Source organism: Arthrobacter sp. JUb119 (genome assembly GCF_024807995.1).
In the GTDB taxonomy this organism is placed as follows: Bacteria; Actinomycetota; Actinomycetes; order Actinomycetales; family Micrococcaceae; genus Glutamicibacter.
This window is the reverse complement of the sequence record NZ_JANUFE010000001.1, coordinates 1,217,962-1,238,251: the sequence shown is the minus strand read 5'-3', so window position 1 is coordinate 1,238,251 and position 20,290 is coordinate 1,217,962. Positions and strand designations below refer to the sequence as shown.

Below are 20,290 nucleotides of genomic sequence, written 5' to 3'. Positions count from 1 at the left end.
AGATCCACCAGGAGAATCACCATGAACAAGCAGACCCTCATTTCCAGCGCCCTCGTACTGGGTGCAACTCTCGCCCTCGCCGGATGCGCAGGGGAACCATCAAGCACCGAGGCGCCCAGCGCCTCGGCCTCCGGTTCGCATTCCGGGCATTCCATGGACCAGTCCGCATCGGCCAACGACGCCGATATGGCCTTCGCCGCGGGCATGAAGGTGCACCACGAACAGGCGATAGAGATGTCCGGCATCCTGCTGGGCAAATCCGGGATTCCCGCCGAGGTGGCATCCCTGGCCGAAAGGATCCAGGCTGCGCAAGCCCCGGAGATCGAACGCATGGACCGCTGGCTTTCCGAGTGGAATATGCCCGGCGGGATGGATCACGGGGGCATGGACCACGGCGACGGGATGGTCCCGGAGGAGGGCATCAAGGCGCTGGAAGACGCGACCGGCTCCGACGCTGCCCGGCTCTTTCTCGAGCAGATGATCATGCACCACGAAGGCGCCGTGGAGATGTCCAAGACCGAGATCAGCGAGGGAAGCTACCCGGCGGCCATCGACCTGGCCCAGCAGATCGTTGATTCCCAGACCAGGGAAATCACTGAGATGAAGCAGCTGCTTGAGACGCTGTAGCCCGGAATTGGAGACAGGAAGATTGGGAGTGGCCATGTCCGAGAAACTTTCCGGCGGCAAGAGCTACCGTGCCCGCATTGCGGCCAGGGGCGCCGGTTCGCTGCTCGCGCTGGCCGTGCTGGCCGGATGCAGCACCGCCGCGGCACCCGTCGCGCAGCCCGAGCCTACAGTAGTTGCAGCCGAGGACACCGGTCAGTTCCTCGCCGAACTGGGACTGGAAGGACTCGACGCCAAGGCGGCCATCGACCGGCTCGATCGCTTGCCGCAGGAGCAGCGGCCGGAGAACTTCACCGCCATGGTGCAGCCAACGCAGCTGGTGCTGGCTGATGCGTCGGGACGCACCGCGAACCTGCCGCTGCCCCAAGACCAGTACTATCTCTCGGCCGCGCCCTATGTGGACCAGACCCACAGCTGCCATTTCCATAGCCTCACCACCTGCCTTGGGCAGCTGCAAGGCAGGCAGATGGAGGTCAAGGCCGTGAACGCCGAGACCGGCGAGGTGCTGGTTGACCAGGGCATGGAAACCTTCGACAACGGATTCATCGGCCTCTGGGTTCCGCGGGGAATCACGCTGGACCTTGAATTCACCTACCAGGGGAAGAGCGCCAAAACCACGGTGTCTACCGCCGGGCAGTCCAACGCAACCTGCCTGACGGAGCTGCGCCTGGTCTAGGGCCAGCGGCCGCGGACAGCGCGCAAACGGACTCGGGCCTGCAACCACGAAGGTGGTTGCAGGCCCGAGTCATAGCGTCGCCAAAGCCTAGTCGTTGGGCTTTGGCGGTGCCTGCTTCATCAGCTCTTCGAAGGCCCGGCGTTCCTTGCGCGAGACCGGGATCTGGCCGGTCAACGGGTTGACGACCTGGCCAGCGGCTTCGGCAGGCGCAGGCTTAGCCGCGGGGCTCTTCCCGGCATCCGCGGTCTTCGAGGCCTCCGTGGCCGCGGCTTCTGGCGCAGCGCCCGGAACGATCTTGGCGCTGGCGCTGTCCATCGCCCGGGACAGGTCCTGGGCAGCGGTATGCTGCTGCGCCGAATGCTTGCGCGCGCGGCGGGCCTTGGCGTTCTTCTCCTTGCGGGACTCGACCAAGCGGTAGAGCACCGGCACCAGGATCAGGGTGAGCACGGTGGAAGAGACCAGGCCGCCGATCACCACCACGGCCAGCGGCTGGGAGATGAATCCGGACTGGCCGGTCAGGCCCAGGCCCATCGGCACCAGCGCGAAGATGGTAGCCAGGGCGGTCATCAGGATCGGGCGCAGGCGCTGGCGGGCGCCGTGCATGATGGCATCCTCCAGGGACATGGCCGGACGTTCGGCGCTGTCCTGGCGGTACTGGTTGATCAGGTCGATCAGCACAATCGCGTTGGTCACCACGATGCCCACCAGCATCAGCATGCCGATCAGCGAAGGCAAGCCCAGCGGGATCCCCGAGATCAGCAGCAGGCCGATAGCGCCGGTCGCCGCGAAGGGAATCGAGACCAGCAGGATCAGCGGCTGGATCAGCGACTTGAAGGTGGCCACCATGATCACGTAGACAATCGCGATGGCCGCCAGCAGCGCCAGGTACAGCTGGTTGAAGGACTCGGCCTGCTCGGTTGCGGCGCCGCCGATCTCCGCGGTGGCGCCCTCGGGCAGCTGCACCGAGTCCAGGCTCGTGGCGACGTCCTTGGAGACCTCTCCGAGCATGTTCTCCACCGGAGCCAGGGTGACCGTAGCGATACGCTCGCCGTTGGAGGTGGTGACCTGCTGGACCACCTTGGCACGCTCAACGGTGGCCAGATCCTGCAGTTCCCTGATGCCTGCGGCGGTAGGGATCTGCAGCTCGCGCAGCTTCTCCAGGTTGTCCAGGTCCATCCCCTCGCCGATCTGCACCGTCATGTCGGTGTAGTCCAGGCGCAGGGTGCCTGCCGGAACAGGGGAGACCTGCGAAGCGACCATGCCAGCGAGCTGGGTCTCGGTCAATCCCGCCTCGGCAGCCTTCTGCGCATCGATATCGATGGACACCTGCTCGCGTTCGGCAGAAAGGTTATCGGAGATTTCGGTGACGTTCGCGGTCCCTTCCAGTGCTTCGCGCATTGTGGAGGTCGCCTCGCGCAGGATCCCCTCGTCCGGGGCCTTGATCTCGATGGTGACATCGCTGGACATCATGGCCGAGGAGTTCGAGCCGAAGCTCAGGTCCAGGTCCTCGGCCAGGTCCAGGCCTTCCACCTGCTCGCGCACCGTGTTCGTCAGCGCTTCCTGGTCGGCATCGGCATTGGTGATCACGGTGAAGCTTGCGGTATCCGAGCCGGAGGAGAACATGGCAGCCATGCCGCTGGCGGTGCCCACGGTCAGCTGGACATCTTCGATTCCCTCGATATCAGCGAGCCCGGTCTCGATCTTTGCCGCTTGCTTTTCGGTCGTTTCCATGGAGGTGCCCGAAGGCATCTTGGCGGTGATGGAAATCGAGTTCTCGCCGGTGGAGCCCAGCAGGTTGGTGTTCAGCAGCGGGGTCATGGCCACGGTGCCGGCAAGGACCAGCACCGAGGCCAGCAAGGTGATGACCGGGTGCTTCTGGGTCCCCTCCAGCACCGGAATGTAGGCACGCTGCAACCACGACTTGTCTTCGGCCACATGCACGGTATGGGTTTCGCCGCTGCCCGGGCGGTGCGGCAGGAACCAGTACGCCAGTACCGGAACAATGGTCAGCGATACCAGCAGCGACGCCAGCAGTGCGATGGTCATGGTCAGCGCGAACGGGCTGAACAGTTCGCCGGCCATGCCGCCCACCAGGGCGATCGGCAAGAAGACCGCCACGGTGGTCAGGGTCGCCGCGGTAATGGCGCCGGCCACTTCCTTGACCGCCAGCAGGATCGACTGCGCCTTGGATTCGCCATGGGACAGGTGGCGCTTGATGTTCTCGATCACCACAATCGAGTCATCCACCACGCGGCCAATGGAAATGGTCAAGGCGCCCAAGGTGAGCATGTTCAGCGTGTATCCGAAGGCATTCATCCCGATGAAGGTGGCCATCAGGGACAGCGGAATGGAGATCGCGGTGACCAGGGTGGAGCGTACCGAGAACAGGAACACCAAGATGATGATCACCGCGAAGCCCAGGCCCAGGGCGCCTTCCAGCGCCAGGTGCTTGATCGAGTCTTCGATGAAGGGCGCCTGGTCGAAGATCGTGGTCAAGGTGGCCTTGTGGCCCAGCTCTGACTCCAGGTTGGCAAGCATTGCGGTGACCGCGTGCGAAATGGCTACCGTATCGCCATCGGGAGTCTTGGTGACCTGGATGGATAGGGTCTCCTCGCCGTTGGTGCGGGTAATGCTGGTGGCCTCATCGGCCTTGACCGAGACCTCGGCGACGTCCTTGAGCAGCACCGGACCGCCATCGGTGACCAGCGGGATATCCTTGATGGCCTCCAAGCTGTCCGGGGTGGAGCCGGCGATGACCGGCAGTTCCAGGCCATCGACGTCCATGTTGCCAATGGGCATGGGGGAGCCGGCGTTCTCGATGCCGTCCTTCAGATCCGTGACGGCCAAGCCGGCATCGCGCATCTGGTCGTCTTTCGGGATCACCGCAATGTGCTGGGAGGCGCCACCGGAGACCGAGGCCTCGCGGACCCCCTCGATCTTCTGCAGCTTGGGCAGGGTCAGGCGCTCCACGTCGTCGTTGAGCGCTTCCAGTGACTGGTCCGAGGAGACGGCCAGGGCCAGGACCGGGAAGTCCGCGATGGAGCCGGCGAAGGCGGTGGGCTCGACATCCTCGGGAAGCTGGGCCTTGGAATTGGCAATGGCCCGTTCCACCTGGGTCCGGGCACGATCCATGTCCGTGCCGTATTCGAAGGTCAGCGAGATGCGGGTGAAGCCGGTCTGCGAGGTAGCGGTGGAGGATTCCAGGCCCTCAACTGCCTGCAAAGCGGTTTCCAGCGGCTCGGCCACCTGCTCGTCGATCACCTCGGGGCTGGAGCCCATTTGGGTTGCCATGACCGAGATCTGGGGGAATTCCAGGGCGGGGATCAGCTCCTGCTTGAGCGATCCCATGGAAATCACGCCGAAGACGGCGGCGAAAACCGTGATGAGCGCAATGAGCGCCCGGTTTTTCAATGACAAGATGGCCAAGCGCTGCATGCGGGTGTGGTCCTAGCTGTGTCGCAGTGGGAAGGGCTGATCTCAACTTTAGTTGGTTGCCATTGCTCAACAGTCACCGGGAGATGTAAAGCACGCAAAATCATCCCAATGGATTACCCCGAAGCGGCCTGGGGCAGCCCCGCCCGCACGTGCCAATGCTGCCGATGCCGCGGCGCGCGCAGTGGTGCTGGAGCGCCTGCCCGATTCTTAAGGGAAGGCGGCGGCTGGTGGCCGCATGGAATACTGGGGACATGAGTCTGCAGATGCCGATTGCGGTGCAAGCCACCGCACAGCAAGGGATCCGGCGGCTGATCAGGATCCGCTACCGCTATTTCAGCTATGCCCTGCGCTACGCCGACGGGCGGGAAGTCTCCGGCCTGGGCTGGGCCGAGGCCGATAAATTGCTGCAAGGGCACCGGTATCCCGCTGACGCCTCGTGCACGCGCCACGGCGCCGAACGCCATTGCCCCGACCTTGGCGCTGGTGCTTGGGTGGACTACCCCTACGGCGAGCCGCTGGACCGGCCATAGCCCGACCAGTGCCCGGATACGCGAGAACCGCCCACCAATGCTGGTGGGCGGTTCTCGTTGTGCTTGGTGCCTACAGTCCCAGGGACTTGTCGGTGGCTGCCTTGACCTCAGCGTAGAGTGCTGGGTTCTCGTTCAGCTTCTGGCCGTAGGAAGGAATCATGTCCTTGAGCTTCGACTCCCAGCCTGCGAACTGCTTGGGGAAGCAGCGCGACAGCAGCCCGACCATGATCGGGGTAGCGGTCGAAGCGCCTGGCGAAGCGCCGAGCAGGCCGGAGATCGAGCCGTCCGAGGAGGTGATGACCTCGGTGCCGAACTGCAGCACGCCGCCCTTCTTGGCATCCTTCTTGATGACCTGCACGCGCTGGCCAGCGGTGATCAGCTCCCACTTGGAACCATCTGCATCCGGGAAGTACTCGGCCAGCGCCTCGTCCTTCTTGGAGCGGGACTTGAGAACTTCCTTGATCAGGTAAGTGGTCAGATCCAGGTTGTCCTTGCCTACAGCCAGCATCGGGATGATGTTGTGCGGACGCAGGGACAACGGGAGATCCAGCTGGCCGGTGGACTTCAGGAAGTTCATCGAGAAGCCGGCGTAGGGGCCGAACATCAGCGAGCGCTTGCCGTCGACAAAGCGGGTATCCAGGTGCGGTACCGACATGGGAGGAGCGCCCACCGAAGCCTGGCCGTAGACCTTGGCGTGGTGCTGGTTGATGACGGTCTCATCGGTGCAGCGCAGGAACTGCCCGGAGACCGGGAAGCCGCCGAAGCCCTTGATCTCGTCGATGCCAGCCTTCTGCAGCAGTGGCAGTGCGCCACCGCCGGCACCGACGAACACGAACTTGGCCTTGACGTTCTTGACTGCGCCCGAAGCGTTGTCCTTGACGCTCAATTCCCAGCCGGCGCCCGAACGCTTGATGCCCTTGACCTTGTGGCCGTAGTTCACCGAGGCGCCAGCGGCGCCCAGCGAGTCGGTCAGGTCGCGGGTCAGGCGGCCGAAGTCGACATCGGTACCGGAGACAACGCGGGATGCGGCAACCTTCTGCGAGGCATCGCGGCCCTTGGCCACCAGCGGGGTCCACTGGTTGATGGTGTCCAGGTCGTTGGTGATTTCCAGTTCCTCGAACAACGCATTGGGCTTCAGTGCCTCGTAGCGGGTCTGCAGGTACTTGGAGTGGTCCTCGCCGATGACGAAGGACATATGCGGCAGGGCGCTGATGAAGCTGTTGTCGGCAACGCGGTTGTTCTCGACGGCCCACGAGTAGAACTGGCGGGAAACCTGGAACTGCTCGTTGATGCCAATGGCCTTGGCCGGATCGACCGATCCGTCAGCCTTGGCAGCGGTGTAGTTCAGTTCGCACAGTGCCGAGTGGCCGGTACCTGCGTTGTTCCAAGGGGAGGAGGATTCCTGCCCGGCCTTGTCCAGGTTCTCGAAAAGACCAATGGACCAGGTTGGTTCCAGCTGGTTGATCATGGTGCCAAGGGTGGCACTCATGATGCCGGCACCGATTAGTACTACGTCAAAAGATTCGGTTGACGTTTCAGAAGGCACGAGGATCTCCATCGACAGTGATACTTTGCTCTCTCCCAGAGTAGACCTATATCCCCGGGGGTTAGAAATCGTTAACTGGGTTAACGGTCACTAACTTGAGATAGACGGCGAGTTTGCCATCTGCACATCCGCGTAGCACTCGTTGAGCATCGGCGAGGGAGGATAGAAGGTGACGTTGCCGTTAAACGCCAGCGCAGAGATCGGAAAGACCAGTGGGAGCGCGGGCAGATCCGCGTTCAGGGTCTTGAGGATATCGGCATAGGCGGCGGTCCGTTCCTCTCCGGAAGGGATGGAACGGGACAGCATGATCTGTGAGTCAAGTAACGCCGAGGTGTATCCGAACTCATTCTCCTTGGCCGCCAAAATGCCGGACAGGAAGTCGTCTGCCGAACGGTAGCCGCCGGAGAAGCCCAGCAGGTGCAGTCCCTCGAAGTCCTTGGACTGCACGGTCTGCACGTAGCCGTCGGTCCATGCAATCGGGCGCGGCTTGATGCGGATCCCCACTGCGGCGAGGTCCTCGGCGATCTGCGCGAAAGTGCGTTCAGGCAGCGGAAGGTAGTTGCGCGAAACCTGCAGCGGGTAGGCGAACTCGATCTGTTCGCCCTTGTAACCCAACTCGGCCAGCAAGGTCTTGGCCTTCGACGCATCGTGGTTCGGCGTATCTTCCGGTGCCGGAATGCTCAAGGCAGAGGGCAAGAGGGTCGAAGCGTGCTTGGACCCTTGCAGGAACAGCTTCTCAGCCAGCGAGCTGCGGTTGACCGCGTGCGCAATGGCCATGCGGAACTCCGGCTTGGCCAGCCACTTATTGCGCTGGTTCATGCCGAGGTAGAGCACGGAGAAGGGATCGCGCTGGACAACCACCTTGGCATTGCGCACCAGGGTGCGCATGATGTCCACCGAGACCATGTCGAAGCCGTCGATTTCATCGGCCAGCAGTGCGCCTTCGCGGTTGTAGGGCGAAGGAACAGCTGAGATCAGCGCAACCTCGGGATGCGCGGTGTTATTGGATAGCCGCGGTTGATTCCAATAGTCCTTGAAGATCTCCAGGCGCACCACATTGTCCTCATGGGAAACAAAAGTGTATGGCCCGGTACCTACCGGGTGGGTGGAGAGCGACTCGGCCGGGTTCTGCCCGGGGCCGCCGGTCAACGCGCTGGGCGCGGCAATGGCCATGCCCGGCAGGGTCAGCGCTTCGATCAGCCCTGGCAGCCGGCGGCGCAGGTTCAAGGCGACCAGGTACTTGCCGGTTGCCTTGACGGATTCGAAATAGCTTGCGGAACCGGCTGCGGACTTCCCTTCGAAGAGCTTGGTGTCGAACTTCTTGGTCAGCTCTTCAAGCTGCTTGGTGCGTAGCTGCTGGGTGGCCAGTTCCTCTTCGCTGGCGTCGGCAGCGCTCTTGAACTCTTCTTCGAGTTCCTTGGCGGTTGGAAGCTTGGGGATATCGCTGTCGAAGTGGAAAACATTGGCAAAGCCCTGGCTGGATGAAGCGCGCAGCTGCGGGGACAAGCTTTCCCAGCGGTTGAAGTTGGCGACAACTGCTTCTGCTGTCAATTCGGTGCCGTCGTGGAAGAGCACGCCTTCGCGCAGGGTGAAGGTGTAGCGCAAGCCATCAGGGCTTTCGGTCCAGGATTCGGCCAGGCCGGCTACCGCGCCACCGGTATCGGGATCGATATCGACCAGCGTCTCGTACACCTGGCGGGTGATCCGGAAGGATTCGTTATCCGCCACGATGGCCGGATCGAGCTTGACCGGGGGAGCGGCTGCTGCCAGGCGCAGGGTCCGGGGAATGCGCGGTGCACTGGCCGAGGCTGTGGGCGAAGCGGAGGACGCGGGCCCCGAATTTCCGGTGCAGGCGGTCAGTGCCAGTGCGGTAGTCGCCAATGTACCGGTCAGCAATGCGCGTCGTGATACGAGTTTCAATGGCAATTCGGGCACTGGGATGACTCATCTTCCTATGGCAGGCGGTACTGCTTCGCGCAGGGAACAAGCAAGTAAATGTGCGCAAAGGTATTTATCAAAGATAGCGCACCACGGCCACGGCTCCGGGAGCCAAAACTCCCGGAGCCGTCAACTGTCGCTAAATTGTTAGCTGCGGTGCACGAGGTTCTCGCCGTCGTTGCCCGCGGCCCAGGCCTGCACCTGCTTCTTGAGCAACTTCACCATGCGCGGGAAGAACGCCTTGGTGTTGCCGCCGTTGTGGGGAACGACCAAGGCATTGGGGTGCTGCCACAATGGGTGATCGGCCGGCAGGGGTTCTGGATCGAATACATCCGATGCCATATTCAAGCGGCCCGAAGCGACTTCTGCCACGATTGCCTCGGTATCCACCACCGGGCCGCGCGCGACGTTGACCACGGTTGCACCGTCGGGAAGCTTAGCCAGCAGATCAGCGTCAACCAGATGATGGGTGGAATCGTTGAGCGGCACGATCAGGATCAGCACTTCGATCTCCGCCGCGCGCGCTGCGAGATCCGAAGTTGCGAAGACCTCGCCATGCTCATCGGTGCGGGCCGTGGAGCCGAAGCGCATGAGATTGACCTCGAAGGGCTCCAGGCGCTTGCGGATCTCTTCGCCGATGCCGCCCACGCCAACCAATGCCACCGTCCGATCAGCCAAGCCGGGCCACTGCTGGGGATTCCATCGGCCTTGTTGCTGGTCTCGGACCGCGTGCGGGTAGCCGCGCAGGGATGCGATGGCCAGGCCGATGGCCATCTCGGCGGTAGCCGCCGCGTGGACGCCGGCCGCGGTATTGATATTTGCGCGATCGCCAATCAGGTCAACCATTCCGTCGAAGCCGGTGGTCTGGGTCTGGACGATCTTGACGTTCGGTGCCTTGCGGATGTTCTTCAGCGTCTGGGGATTCGACATATAGGGAAGGATGGCAATGTCGATTTCTTCCAGCGCAGTTCCGGGGGTGCTCTCCAGGTCCCAGAGCACAGCTTTGAGGTTTTCCGGGATCGGACCAACCGCATCAATCAGATCTTGTGTCGGGAATGAAATCGTTCGTTGGGTGCTCATGGAAACACTGTACAAACCCCATCCGCGCTTTGGTAGTAACCCCTAGTCATGTCCTGTAATGAAGGTCACCGCAGAATACTGGCCCCCGAATTTGCGCTGAGGGAAATTGCTGGTAAAGTTTTATCTCGTTGCGAAAGCGCGAAGCCCGAAAAGCTTCTAGAACATCGCAGCGGGCGCCTCTAGCTCAATTGGCAGAGCAAATGACTCTTAATCATTAGGTTCCGGGTTCAAGTCCCGGGGGGCGCACGAACAATTTGTTCGGTTCACCAGACAACTTGTTTTCATAAATAAATACGCGCTTTTAGCTCAATTGGTAGAGCAAATGACTCTTAATCATTAGGTTCCGGGTTCGAGTCCCGGAGGGCGCACAAAACAAAGGTCAGGCTTCGGTCTGGCCTTTTTTGTTTGTCCCGGTGGACCAGCTAGCGCTTGACGCGGAACCACTTTGGCCTGTGGTCGCCGGTAGGCTGGCCCGCGCCGGAGCCGGGAGGGGATCGGGGAAAGGATTCGAGGCCACTGGCGGGAAATTGACCGGCTGGCGGCTGGTCCTTCGGGCGACGCCGCATTGCGGTTTCGTGGAAATCATTGCTGCAGGTGCGCCCGGAGTGCTGTGCGGACCGGAGCCGAGCGGGAGTGCTGGCCGCGAGTGGCAAATCCCGGATTTGCCCCGCCGGTGGATAGTGAGGTCCGGATCGGAAAACTATGTGTGTTTTAGATTACTTTCAAGCCGGACAAATGTGATATTATGAATCTGACTTGGACTTTTATGTTCTCAGGTCGGGTACTGGCCGATTTTTGCTTTTGCATCATTTCTGCCTATGATTGTCTACGTCGCAAAGACGAGTTCTGAAAAAGAACTAGTCAGAGCGAGGAAGCGCTTTTAGCTCAATTGGTAGAGCAAATGACTCTTAATCATTAGGTTCCGGGTTCGAGTCCCGGAGGGCGCACAGTAGATCCGATCTGATTCGTCAGGTCGGATTTTTTGTATACCGCAAAGAAAAGAGGATCAGCTCATGAGTACTTCCGAAAAGACGAACCGTCTGTCCATCGGTGACCAGGCCCCTGATTTCACCTTGCAGGACGCTGCTGGCAAGTCTGTTGCCTTGGCCGATTACCGCGGCAAGAAGACCATCGTGTACTTCTACCCAGCCGCATCCACCCCGGGCTGCACGAAGCAGGCCTGCGATTTCCGTGATTCGCTCGAATCCTTGCAGTCCCTGGGGTACGCAGTTCTGGGCATTTCCCCGGACAAGACCGCCAAGCTGGAAAAATTTGTCGCCAAGGAAGAACTGAACTTCCCGCTGCTCTCCGACGAGGACCACGCAGTAGCTGAAGCCTACGGCGCCTGGGGAGAAAAGAAGAACTACGGCAAGGTCTACGAGGGCCTGATCCGCTCCACAATCGTGCTCGATGAAGAGGGCAAAATCGCGCTGGCGCAGTACAACGTTCGCGCCACCGGCCATGTAGCCAAGTTGCGCCGTGACTTGGGCATTGATCCCAAGTAGACCCCTTGTTTGGCTGATTTCATATCAGGCAGAACTTCCGCTACACTAAATGAGGTCGCCTTCGAGGAAACAGTGTTTCCGGTGTAGCGCTAGCGAGTATGGCGGAATTGGTAGACGCGCTGGATTTAGGTTCCAGTGTCTTCGGACGTGAGAGTTCAAGTCTCTCTACTCGCACCAACTGAACCCTGCGGTCTGATTCCATCGGCCGCAGGGTTTTTGCATGCATCCGCAGCGGTTGACCAAGCGTATGATCCAAATAAGGCAAGCGGCCGCGATCCGAGGAGGAGGGGCACCATGGCAGCCAAGGAACTGCCCACCATGTATGGGCTTTCTGAATCCGATCCTGGCCAGGACCTGATCAAGCGGGCGGGCATAGCCCCTGCCAATCTGGAGCAAATCGACCGCATCATGGCTGAAATGGGCCGGATGCGCCAGATCGAACGCCGCATCATGCGCAGCTCCCAGCAGTTCATGAAACTGAACGAAACCGACATGCGGGCGATCCGCAAGATGATCTCCGCCAAGCATGCGGGCCAATCCGTCACCCCGGGTGCGCTGAGCCAGTATCTGGGAATTTCCAGCGCATCGGTCACCAAGATGATTGACCGCTTGGAAGCCCACGGCCATGTGCGGCGCACCAGGCATCCAACCGACCGGCGTTCGCAATGCGTCGAGGTCACCGAGGAAACCCACCTGGCAGCACGGGAGCAAGTGGGGCGGCACCATGCCAAGAGATTCGAAGTGGCCAACGCGATGAGCCCCGAGGAGCGGGACGTAGTGATCCGGTTCCTTGCCGGGACCTCCGATGCCTTGGAAAGCAGCCTCGATTCAACGACTGCCGGCGAAGCGGACTAGTACCGGGACGTGCTGGATCCTCAGCCAGCCGCCTGCTTTTCCGCATCGCGCACAATGTTCTTGATGGTGGCCGGGAAAATGGCCCCATGGAACGGGTATACCGCCCACCAGTAGCAGCGTCCGGCCAAGCCCCGCGGGAAGAACACCGCTCGCTGGATCAGTTCGCTGCGCCCGTCAGCTCGCTTGTCGATCCGGTAATCCAGCCATGCCTGGCCCGGTGCACGCATCTCCGCGCGCAAGCGCAGCAAGCTGTTTTCCTCCAGGGCTTCCACGCGCCACCAATCCACCACATCTCCTAGTGCCAGCGTGCTGTGCGAGCGGCGTCCGCGCCGCGACCCCACGCCGCCTGCCAGCTTGTCCATCAAGCCGCGCAGCTTCCACAGGGCGGGGAAGGCGAAATACGGTGATTCCCCGCCGAGCCGATGCAGCACGCTGAAGAGCTGCGCCTCGGTTGCCGTGGTGCTGATGCGGCGGATGTCGGTGTAGGCCTTGCGCCCTGACCAATCCGGATCAGAGGGCAGCGGTTCGGCGGGTGCCGAAATCGGCTGGGCGGTAGCCCAACTGGTTTGCACCGCGTCGGCATCCATCTTCTCCAGTGCCAGCTGCACCGCTCGCGGATAATCGCACAAGCCCTGGGCCGGCGGGGCAATCAGCTTATCGATGTCCCGCGAGCCCATGACGCAATCATGCTGCAGCGACTGCACCAGCGCGGAAGCCAGGGTGTGCGGCAGCGGCGTCACCAGATTCACCCAGTGCGAAGCCAGCCGCGGGGTGAGCAGCGGCAACGGCCAGACTTTCGGTTCGCGCAGGCCGGCCACCTGGGCGTAGATCTTCATCAGCTGCGCGTAGCTGTAGGTGCCGGGGCCGCCGATGTCATAGGTTCCCTGCGCGGGCTGCGCCAGCTCGGCGCAGGCCGCCAGGTAGTGCAAGGTGTCGCGGATGGCGATGGGCTGGACCTGGTTCAGTACCCAGCGCGGGGCCGGCATCACCGGCAGCACATCGCTCAGGTGCCTGACCATTTCGAAACTGGCCGAGCCGGAGCCGATCACCAGGCCCGCCTGGAGCACCAGGGTGCTGGTGGCCGCTGACAGGATCTGCCCCACGGCCACGCGCGAAGCCAGATGCTCGCTGAGTTCGCCTGCCGGATGCAACCCGGAAAGGTAGACCAGTTGGCTGACCTCCTGTTCGCGTACGGCCTGCGCCATGACCTGCGCGCACGCTTTTTCCTGAGCCGCGAAATCCCGGGTCCCGGACATCGAATGCACCAGGTAGTAGAGCAGATCCGCGTCCTTGCAGAGCTTGGCCACTGCGTGCTCATCTTGCAGGTCGCCCTCGACGATCTCGACTTGGCCGCGCCATGGGGTATCGCGCAGGCGCTGCGCGTCACGGGTGAAAACCCTGACCTGGTGCCCGTTGCGCAAGAGCAGGGGCACCAGCCGTCCGCCGATATATCCGGTTGCTCCGGTCACTGCTATCAGGCTCATGGAGTTCGAACACCGCGCTTGCGCCAGGCGATAACCATGGATCCGAGCAGGAGCAGCGCGGCGCAGCCCAGCGCGGCGTACCCGGCCAGTTCGGACTGGTTGGTTCCGGACAGCCGGCTCACGCCGATCCAGCCCAGGCCCCAGGCGATGGCCAAGGCGGTGAAGATCCTGCCCGAGTAGGCGGTGGTGCCCAGTCCGATGGCCGCTGCGACCACCAGCAGTGCCACTGCCGCTCCTGGTGCCCAGGAGGCGTCCTGGCCAAAGCCCAGGGAGAGCAGCCATGCGGAGGTGTTGGCGATGCTGGCTACGCAGACCCAGCCCAGGTAGATGCCGAAGGTCAGCCACATGATCCAGTATTCGGTGCGCGAGGCCGGGGTGCCTGCCACCATGATGGTCAGCATCCAGGCCAGGCACGCGACGAGGATGAAGATCACCGCGACGCTGGCGCCCAGCCAGCCCAGCTGGACCACGGTAATCCATGCGGCGTTCAGCAATGCCGAAAGCAGCGCGGGAATACGCAGCTTGGCGGCCCAGGCCGAGCGGCGTCCGGCGGGGGTGAGCTGGAAAATTCCGTAGACGGCCAGCCCGGCGTAGATCACGCTCCAGATGGAGAAGGCCGGACCCGCGGGGGCCAGCAGCGTCGAGTCAGCGCCCAGATAGCCGCCGGCTGCCTGCTGGACCGGAGTTCCGCCCAGGGCCCCGCTTCCGATGAATGAAACGGCAATGGCCAGGATCAGGGCAATCGCTGTGAACACCGGCAGTGCCCAGGATGTGGCTGACGCGGGGGCTCGGTAGGGAAAATTCGGGGAATCCGTGGAACTGCTCATCGTGTGCTCCTGATGTCGGTTGAAAATTTTTCCCGCTTCGAGTCGACAAAACGAGATAGTTAAACCATGATGTATCTAGAAAAGCTAAATATCAACTAGGCGAGAGAAGTTATCATGGATTGTTCACGTCCGCTGATTGCCTCGGAAGTGTTCCGGTTGCTGCTCAAGCTCCAGCGGTCCTATGCACTGAGCGAAGCGCGCCTGCGCCACAGCCTTGACCTGAACGATACAGATTTGCGTGCGGTGAACCTGCTGCGTTCCATGCAAACGCCCAGCTCCGGGGAACTGGCCCGCGAACTGGGAGTGTCATCGGCAGGAATCACCTCGGTCCTGGACCGGCTCGAAGCCCGCGGGATGGTTGAAAGAAGGCACCATGCCGCGGACCGGCGGCGCACCCTGGTGGCACAGGGACCCAATTTCCCGGTGTCCACCGGGCCAGGGCAGGTGCTGCTGCGCAAGCTGCACACGTTCTACGCGCAGCTGGACGAGCCGTCCCGCAGGAATCTGGGCGCGCTGCTCGAAGACGCCCGGCGAGAGCTGGAGACGCGGGACACCGTGACCAGCGAAGAGAACCAAGCAAACCCCACCACATCCTTTCAGTAGGGAACCATGAGAATGCACACCACCACACACCAGGCCCCGCCGGCCGAAGCGGCTGGCGCGCCAGCCTCAGGCGGGCTCATCGATGCACCCACCCGGCGCGCCATCAGCGATCGGCTGGAATTGCTGGCCACGCAGGCCCAGCGCCGCAGCGCCGCCTACTCCGCGCAGACTGCGCTGCTCTGGTCCCGGATCTCCGAACGGCTGGCTACCGGCAAGCTGATGCGCCCGGGGCTGGTGATGCTCGGCTACCGGGCCTTCGGCGGCCGCAATGAGGCCCGCGCCGTCGACCTGGGCTGCGCCTTCGAGCTGCTGCACGCCGCCTTGCTGATCCACGACGACGTGGTGGACCGCGACTTCGTGCGCCGCGGGGAAAAGACGATCTCGGCGCTCTACCGCGACCACGCCATCGCTAGCGGCCGGAACCGGGCCGATGCCGAGCATGCGGGCAACTCCGTGGGCATCATCGCCGGAGACCTGCTGATCAGCGAAGCGATCAAGCTCGCGGCCAGGGCCGCGGCCGGAAGCGACAGCGAAGCCGGGGTCCAGCAGGCCTTCTTCCAAGCCATCGAGCAGGCAGGGGCCGGAGAGCTCGAGGACCTGCTCTACTCGCTGGGCCCGGCTCCAGCCACCACCAGCCAGGTGCTGCGCATGGAGCAGATGAAAACCGCGGCCTACTCCTTCCAGCTGCCGCTGCAGGCCGGAGCGCTGCTGGCCGGGGCGGACCCCGGGCAGGCCGAGGCCATCGGCGCGGTGGGCTGCCAGCTCGGGGTGGCCTACCAGATCATCGATGATGTGCTGGGCACCTTCGGGGACCCGGCACGCACCGGCAAACCAGTGGAATCGGACTTGCGCGAATTCAAGAGCACCATCTTGCTGGCCCTGGCCAGCGAGCAACCCGAATTCGCCAAGCTGCTGGGCGGATTCCGCGAAGGAACAGTGGATGCCGGCCGGATCCGCCAGGAACTGGCCACGCAGGGGGCCGAGCGCTTCGCCCGGCAGCTGGCTAAGCAACTCTGCTCGCGGGCCACCGGCTCCGCGGCCTTCCTGGACCTGCCCGAAGAAGCCCGGACGCTGCTGCGCGAATGCACCAGCCTGATCCTGGATCGAAGCAGCTGAACGCCATGAAACCCGACAATTCCCCTCACAGCACCGCAGGCACCGCCGCCTTGGAGCACTATTCGCGCGCCGCCCAGCGCAGCGCCAGGGTGGTGCTGGGCGAATACTCCACCTCGTTCTCGCTGGCCTGCAGGCTGCTGGATGCCGCCAGCGCCCGGCACATCGCCAATATCTACGCGCTGGTGCGCCTGGCCGATGAAATCGTGGATGGGGTGGCCTGCCAGGCCGGCCTGGACAACCAGGCCATCGCCGCGTGCCTGGACGAGCTGGAAGCGGAAACCCTGCGCGCCATGGAACGCGGGTACAGCACCAACATGGTGGTCCACGCTTTCACCATTTCCGCCCGGGCCACCGGCATCCACGCCGAGCTCACCGCCCCGTTCTTCGCCTCCATGCGCGCGGACCTGGGCACCGGGCAGCATGATGCGCGCAGCTTGCAGGACTACATCTACGGCTCGGCCGAAGTCATCGGGCTGATGTGCCTGCAGGTCTTCCAGGCGATGCCCGCCGCGCCGGACTTGACGCCTGCCCAGGCGCAGCGCGCCAAGCACGCCGCCCGCAGCCTGGGCGCGGCCTTCCAGAAGGTCAACTTCCTGCGCGACCTGGCGGAAGACAGCGAAGATTTGGGACGCAGCTACTTTCCCGGCCTGGACCCGGCAGGATTCGATGAGCCAAGCAAAGCGAAGCTGGTTGCGCAGATCGAGCAGGACCTGGCCCAGGCCCGTGCCGGCCTGCCCTACCTGGCCCCGTCCGCTGCCCGAGCGGTGCGCCTGGCCCATGACCTGTTCCGCGAACTGAACTCCCAGCTGGACAAGGCCCCGGCCTCCCAGCTGCTGCGCACCCGCATCTCGGTCTCCGCCCCGCGCAAGGCGCTGATCGCCGCCCGCGTCCTGCTGGGCACCCGGGGCACCACCGGCCGCAAGCCAAGAATGGAAGTAGCAAGCAGATGAACCACGCACAAAGAGAAGTCGTAGTCATCGGGGGCGGATTCTCCGGCCTGGCCAGCGCCGGGTTGCTCGCCGCCCGAGGCTGCAAGGTCACCTTGATCGAGCAGCAGCCGCATCCAGGCGGTCGCTCCGGGCGCCTGGAGCGCGACGGGTTCCGTTTCGATACCGGCCCCTCCTGGTACCTGATGCCCGAAGTCTTCGAGCACTGGTTCAAGCTCATGGGCACCAGCGCCAGCGAACAGCTGGAGCTGCGCGAACTGGCCACCGGCTATCGCACCTTCTTCCAGGACCGCGAAGAACCGGTGGATGTCGGAACCGGCGCCGCGGCCAGCGGACTCTTCGAAGCCCTGGAACCGGGCAGCGGCCCAGCCTTGGAGCGGTACCTGCGCGCCGCGAAGGAGGGCTATGAATTGGCCTTGGAGCATTTCCTCTATGACGATTTCAATTCGCTCACCTCCCTGCTGCACCCAAGGATCCTGCGCCGGACCCCGCAACTGGCCCAGTTGCTGGCCTCCAGCCTGGAAAGCCATGTGGCCCGGCGCTTTTCGAGCAACGAGATCCGCCAGCTGCTCGGATACCCGGCGGTGTTCCTGGGCTCCAGCCCGAGCCGCACCCCTGCGCTCTACCAGCTGATGAGCCACCTGGACCTCACCGACGGGGTGAAATACCCGATGGGAGGCTTCGCTGCGGTGGCCGATGCCATGGCCGAACTGGCCCGGAAACACGGCGCGGACATCCATCTCTCAGCTACCGCAACGGCCATTGAAACCAGCGAAGGAAAAAATCCCCGGGTCAGCGCGGTGCGCTGGACCGACGCGCACGGCAGGCAGCAGCGCACCCCGGCGACCCAGGTGATCGCAGCCGCCGATGTGCGCCACCTGGAAGGCCAACTGCTCCCCGAAGCGCTGCAGACCCATACCGCCAAGAGCTTCCAGCGCAAGGATCCCGGCCCCAGCGCGGTGCTGCTCTGCCTGGGCATCAGCGGCAAGCTGCCGCAGCTGGAGCACCACAACTTGCTGTTCACCACCGACTGGAAAGAGAATTTCTCGCGGATTCGCCAAGGGAGGATGCTGGAGGCGGAAACCAGCATCTATGTCTGCAAGCCCAGTGCCACCGACCCCTCAGTGGCCCCGGAAGGCTGCGAGAACCTGTTCATCCTGGTTCCGGCTCCGGCCATGCCCGAATGGGGGATTGGCGCAGCCGATGGGGCAGGAGATGCCGCGGTGGAAGCGGTGGCCGACGCGGCCATCGACCAGCTGGCCGCATGGGCTGGCATCACGGATCTTCGCGAGCGGATCGTGGTGCGCCAGAGCATCGGCCCGGGGGACTTCGTCCAGCAGTACGGCGCCTTCAAAGGCGGTGCGCTTGGCCTGGCCCATACCCTGGGGCAAAGCGCCATGCTGCGTCCGGGCAACCGCAGCGCCAAGGTGGGCGGGCTGCACTATGCCGGCAGCACCGTGCGCCCCGGAATCGGTGTGCCGATGTGCCTGATCAGCGGGGAACTGGCTGCCAAAGCGGTGCTCGGGATCAAGGCCGCGGGGCCCATGGACGAAAACTGCGCGGCCACGGTGCGTCAGGAGGCCGGAGCATGATCTACCTGGGCATCTTGCTGGCACTGCTGGCCTGCATGGGGCTGCTGGACGCGAAGGGAAAGCTCTTCATCTTCCGCCACCCGGTGCGCGGGATCCTGGCCCTGGGGCTGGGCACCGGATTCTTCGTGCTCTGGGATGTGCTGGCCATCAGGCAGGGCATCTTCCTGCACAAGGAATCGGAGCTCATGACCGGAATCATGGTGGGCGAGCAGTTCCCTGTGGAAGAAGTCTTTTTCCTGGTCTTCCTGTGCTATTGCGCCATGATTGCCTTCACCGGGCTGCCGGTGCTGGCCGGCATGCTGCGCAACCGGAACCAGAAAGCATCCAAGCGCACGTTAGGGGAGAACCATGTTCCTTGAATTGAGTCTCTGCTTCCTTCTTGCGGCCATGGCCGTCTTTGCCGCCGGGCTGGCCGCCAGCAAGCAGCGCCTGCGCTCGGTAGCCAAGCCGCTGGGCGCCGCCATGGCCCTGATGCTCGTGCTCACCGCGATCTTCGACAACCTGATGATCTACGCCGGGTTGTTTGGCTACGGCAGCGGGACGCTGTCCGGGCTGCATCTGGGCCTGGCCCCTATTGAAGATTTCTTCTACGCCGCCTGCGCGGTCTTCCTGCTCCCCGGGCTGTGGTGGCTGCTCGGTGGCCGCAGCCACAGAAAGGACGCTTCATGATCCGCGGAATCCTGGCGAGCTCACGCCCCATCTCCTGGGTGAACACCGCCTACCCGTTTGCCGCCGCCTATCTGCTGGCCGGCGGCGGGATCGATTGGCGCTTGGTCCTGGGCACGGTGTTCTTCCTCTTCCCCTACAACCTGCTGATGTACGGCGTGAACGATGTCTTCGACTACGAGTCGGACCTGCGCAATCCGCGCAAGGGAGGAATCGAGGGGGCGCTGCTGTCCAGGCAGAGCCATAAGGCGCTGCTCGTCGCCTGCGTCCTGTGCGCCGCGCCGTTCCTCGCGGTGCTCGTGGCGGCCGGGGATGGCGCAGCCAACCTCGTTCTGGCCGTGTCCATCCTTGCGGTGCTGGCCTACTCCGCACCGCGGCTGCGTTTCAAGGAAAGGCCCGGGCTGGACTCGCTGACCAGCGCGGTGCACTTCGTCTCTCCGGCGGTCTACGGGTGGGTGCTGGCTGGCGCCAGCGTGCAGGCCGAGCAGTGGCTGGTCTTCGGCGCGTTCCTGCTCTGGGGGATGGCCAGCCATGCCCTGGGCGCAATCCAGGATATTGTTCCCGATCGCCAAGGCGGGCTCTCCTCGATCGCCACCGCCTTGTCGGCCCGCACGACCATCTACCTGGTCTTGGCCGCCTACCTGCTTGCCGGAGCGCTCGTGGCGGTGGGCCTGTCGGGCCTTGGCCGCTGGGCGGCGGTGCTGGCCCTTGCCTATGTGCTCAACGTCCTACCCCATCTTGGAATCAGCGATGCAAGCTCGGGTACGGTTAATCGAGGATGGAAGAGATTCTTGTGGATCAACTACCTGTGCGGTTTCCTGCTGACCATGCTCCTGATCTTTTCGGCACTTTTCACCTACTAGACC

Annotated in this window: 18 protein-coding genes and 4 tRNA genes; 16 read left to right on the top strand and 6 right to left on the bottom strand. The window is 63.4% G+C overall.

Annotated features, from left to right (window positions below; translation table 11 throughout):
• Window positions 1-21 precede the first annotated feature (21 nt).
• Window positions 22-627, top strand: a complete 606-nt coding sequence (locus tag M2368_RS05760) for a DUF305 domain-containing protein (protein ID WP_434693516.1) — start codon at window positions 22-24, stop codon at window positions 625-627.
• 34 nt (window positions 628-661) lie between these two features.
• Window positions 662-1,300, top strand: a complete 639-nt coding sequence (locus M2368_RS05755) for a CueP family metal-binding protein (RefSeq protein ID WP_483561339.1) — start codon at window positions 662-664, stop codon at window positions 1,298-1,300.
• A gap of 87 nt (window positions 1,301-1,387) precedes the next feature.
• Here the strand turns inward: M2368_RS05755 and M2368_RS05750 are convergent, their stop codons facing one another.
• Window positions 1,388-4,735, bottom strand: a complete 3,348-nt coding sequence (locus M2368_RS05750; protein WP_498724167.1) for an efflux RND transporter permease subunit — start codon at window positions 4,733-4,735, stop codon at window positions 1,388-1,390.
• A 251-nt stretch (window positions 4,736-4,986) separates the two neighbouring features.
• Between M2368_RS05750 and M2368_RS05745 the strand changes: the two genes are divergently transcribed.
• The gene (locus tag M2368_RS05745) at window positions 4,987-5,265 is read left to right on the top strand and encodes a hypothetical protein (protein ID WP_105661102.1); all 279 of its coding nucleotides are present in this window, start codon (window positions 4,987-4,989) and stop codon (window positions 5,263-5,265) included.
• A gap of 70 nt (window positions 5,266-5,335) precedes the next feature.
• Here M2368_RS05745 and M2368_RS05740 read toward each other — a convergent pair whose 3' ends face one another.
• The 3 genes from M2368_RS05740 to M2368_RS05730 form a co-directional block, all read right to left on the bottom strand.
• On the bottom strand, window positions 5,336-6,829 hold the full coding sequence (locus M2368_RS05740) for a malate:quinone oxidoreductase (protein WP_332499058.1): 1,494 nt from the start codon (window positions 6,827-6,829) through the stop codon (window positions 5,336-5,338).
• Between the two features lie 72 nt (window positions 6,830-6,901).
• Window positions 6,902-8,746 carry an ABC transporter substrate-binding protein gene (locus tag M2368_RS05735; protein WP_426734765.1) on the bottom strand — a complete coding sequence of 615 codons (1,845 nt, stop codon included), beginning with the start codon at window positions 8,744-8,746 and terminating at the stop codon, window positions 6,902-6,904.
• Window positions 8,747-8,896: 150 nt separating this feature from the next.
• Window positions 8,897-9,829 carry a 2-hydroxyacid dehydrogenase gene (locus M2368_RS05730; protein ID WP_426734763.1) on the bottom strand — a complete coding sequence of 311 codons (933 nt, stop codon included), beginning with the start codon at window positions 9,827-9,829 and terminating at the stop codon, window positions 8,897-8,899.
• A 173-nt stretch (window positions 9,830-10,002) separates the two neighbouring features.
• Between M2368_RS05730 and M2368_RS05725 the strand changes: the two genes are divergently transcribed.
• The 6 genes from M2368_RS05725 to M2368_RS05700 all read left to right on the top strand — a co-directional run bounded on the left by M2368_RS05725 (window position 10,003) and on the right by M2368_RS05700 (window position 12,189).
• A tRNA-Lys gene (locus M2368_RS05725) sits at window positions 10,003-10,075 on the top strand.
• Between the two features lie 49 nt (window positions 10,076-10,124).
• Window positions 10,125-10,197, top strand: a tRNA-Lys gene (locus M2368_RS05720).
• Window positions 10,198-10,703: 506 nt separating this feature from the next.
• A tRNA-Lys gene (locus M2368_RS05715) sits at window positions 10,704-10,776 on the top strand.
• Between the two features lie 66 nt (window positions 10,777-10,842).
• Entirely contained in the window at window positions 10,843-11,334 is a 492-nt protein-coding gene (gene bcp, locus M2368_RS05710; protein ID WP_133834698.1) for a thioredoxin-dependent thiol peroxidase, read from the top strand.
• A gap of 92 nt (window positions 11,335-11,426) precedes the next feature.
• Window positions 11,427-11,511, top strand: a tRNA-Leu gene (locus M2368_RS05705).
• 117 nt (window positions 11,512-11,628) lie between these two features.
• A complete protein-coding gene (locus M2368_RS05700; protein ID WP_105658071.1) occupies window positions 11,629-12,189 on the top strand; it encodes a MarR family winged helix-turn-helix transcriptional regulator in 561 nt (186 codons plus the stop codon).
• A gap of 20 nt (window positions 12,190-12,209) precedes the next feature.
• Here the strand turns inward: M2368_RS05700 and M2368_RS05695 are convergent, their stop codons facing one another.
• Window positions 12,210-13,673 carry an SDR family oxidoreductase gene (locus M2368_RS05695; RefSeq protein WP_426734760.1) on the bottom strand — a complete coding sequence of 488 codons (1,464 nt, stop codon included), beginning with the start codon at window positions 13,671-13,673 and terminating at the stop codon, window positions 12,210-12,212.
• Window positions 13,670-14,500 (bottom strand): TspO-related membrane protein, encoded by an 831-nt coding sequence (locus M2368_RS05690; RefSeq protein WP_426734758.1) that lies wholly within the window; start codon window positions 14,498-14,500, stop codon window positions 13,670-13,672. Before M2368_RS05690 ends, M2368_RS05695 begins: the two co-directional genes overlap by 4 nt.
• A gap of 114 nt (window positions 14,501-14,614) precedes the next feature.
• On the opposite strand from M2368_RS05690, the gene M2368_RS05685 reads away from it, so the two are divergent.
• The 7 genes from M2368_RS05685 to M2368_RS05655 are packed head-to-tail and all read left to right on the top strand — an operon-like array spanning window position 14,615 to window position 20,287.
• Window positions 14,615-15,103 carry a MarR family winged helix-turn-helix transcriptional regulator gene (locus M2368_RS05685; protein ID WP_426734756.1) on the top strand — a complete coding sequence of 163 codons (489 nt, stop codon included), beginning with the start codon at window positions 14,615-14,617 and terminating at the stop codon, window positions 15,101-15,103.
• A 12-nt stretch (window positions 15,104-15,115) separates the two neighbouring features.
• Entirely contained in the window at window positions 15,116-16,219 is a 1,104-nt protein-coding gene (locus M2368_RS05680; RefSeq protein ID WP_498724166.1) for a polyprenyl synthetase family protein, read from the top strand.
• A gap of 5 nt (window positions 16,220-16,224) precedes the next feature.
• Window positions 16,225-17,169, top strand: a complete 945-nt coding sequence (locus M2368_RS05675; RefSeq protein ID WP_402697563.1) for a phytoene/squalene synthase family protein — start codon at window positions 16,225-16,227, stop codon at window positions 17,167-17,169.
• Window positions 17,166-18,758 (top strand): phytoene desaturase family protein, encoded by a 1,593-nt coding sequence (crtI, locus tag M2368_RS05670; RefSeq protein WP_498724165.1) that lies wholly within the window; start codon window positions 17,166-17,168, stop codon window positions 18,756-18,758. Before M2368_RS05675 ends, crtI begins: the two co-directional genes overlap by 4 nt.
• Complete coding sequence (locus M2368_RS05665) at window positions 18,755-19,117, top strand: lycopene cyclase domain-containing protein (RefSeq protein WP_483561331.1); 363 nt, start codon at window positions 18,755-18,757, stop codon at window positions 19,115-19,117. The genes crtI and M2368_RS05665 overlap by 4 nt, the downstream gene beginning before the upstream one ends.
• A complete protein-coding gene (locus M2368_RS05660; RefSeq protein ID WP_483561330.1) occupies window positions 19,107-19,427 on the top strand; it encodes a lycopene cyclase domain-containing protein in 321 nt (106 codons plus the stop codon). The genes M2368_RS05665 and M2368_RS05660 overlap by 11 nt, the downstream gene beginning before the upstream one ends.
• Window positions 19,424-20,287: a prenyltransferase gene (locus tag M2368_RS05655; protein WP_483561329.1), complete on the top strand. Its 864-nt coding sequence runs from the start codon at window positions 19,424-19,426 to the stop codon at window positions 20,285-20,287. Before M2368_RS05660 ends, M2368_RS05655 begins: the two co-directional genes overlap by 4 nt.
• Window positions 20,288-20,290 lie beyond the last annotated feature (3 nt).

Coding starts and splice junctions, on each gene's coding strand:
- M2368_RS05760 (WP_434693516.1), top strand. CDS start 22: ATGAACAAGCAGACCCTCATTTCCAGCGCCCTCGTACTGGGTGCAACT.
- M2368_RS05755 (WP_483561339.1), top strand. CDS start 662: ATGTCCGAGAAACTTTCCGGCGGCAAGAGCTACCGTGCCCGCATTGCG.
- M2368_RS05750 (WP_498724167.1), bottom strand. CDS start 4,735: ATGCAGCGCTTGGCCATCTTGTCATTGAAAAACCGGGCGCTCATTGCG.
- M2368_RS05745 (WP_105661102.1), top strand. CDS start 4,987: ATGAGTCTGCAGATGCCGATTGCGGTGCAAGCCACCGCACAGCAAGGG.
- M2368_RS05730 (WP_426734763.1), bottom strand. CDS start 9,829: ATGAGCACCCAACGAACGATTTCATTCCCGACACAAGATCTGATTGAT.
- bcp (WP_133834698.1), top strand. CDS start 10,843: ATGAGTACTTCCGAAAAGACGAACCGTCTGTCCATCGGTGACCAGGCC.
- M2368_RS05700 (WP_105658071.1), top strand. CDS start 11,629: ATGGCAGCCAAGGAACTGCCCACCATGTATGGGCTTTCTGAATCCGAT.
- M2368_RS05695 (WP_426734760.1), bottom strand. CDS start 13,673: ATGAGCCTGATAGCAGTGACCGGAGCAACCGGATATATCGGCGGACGG.
- M2368_RS05690 (WP_426734758.1), bottom strand. CDS start 14,500: ATGAGCAGTTCCACGGATTCCCCGAATTTTCCCTACCGAGCCCCCGCG.
- M2368_RS05685 (WP_426734756.1), top strand. CDS start 14,615: ATGGATTGTTCACGTCCGCTGATTGCCTCGGAAGTGTTCCGGTTGCTG.
- M2368_RS05680 (WP_498724166.1), top strand. CDS start 15,116: ATGCACACCACCACACACCAGGCCCCGCCGGCCGAAGCGGCTGGCGCG.
- M2368_RS05675 (WP_402697563.1), top strand. CDS start 16,225: ATGAAACCCGACAATTCCCCTCACAGCACCGCAGGCACCGCCGCCTTG.
- crtI (WP_498724165.1), top strand. CDS start 17,166: ATGAACCACGCACAAAGAGAAGTCGTAGTCATCGGGGGCGGATTCTCC.
- M2368_RS05665 (WP_483561331.1), top strand. CDS start 18,755: ATGATCTACCTGGGCATCTTGCTGGCACTGCTGGCCTGCATGGGGCTG.
- M2368_RS05660 (WP_483561330.1), top strand. CDS start 19,107: ATGTTCCTTGAATTGAGTCTCTGCTTCCTTCTTGCGGCCATGGCCGTC.
- M2368_RS05655 (WP_483561329.1), top strand. CDS start 19,424: ATGATCCGCGGAATCCTGGCGAGCTCACGCCCCATCTCCTGGGTGAAC.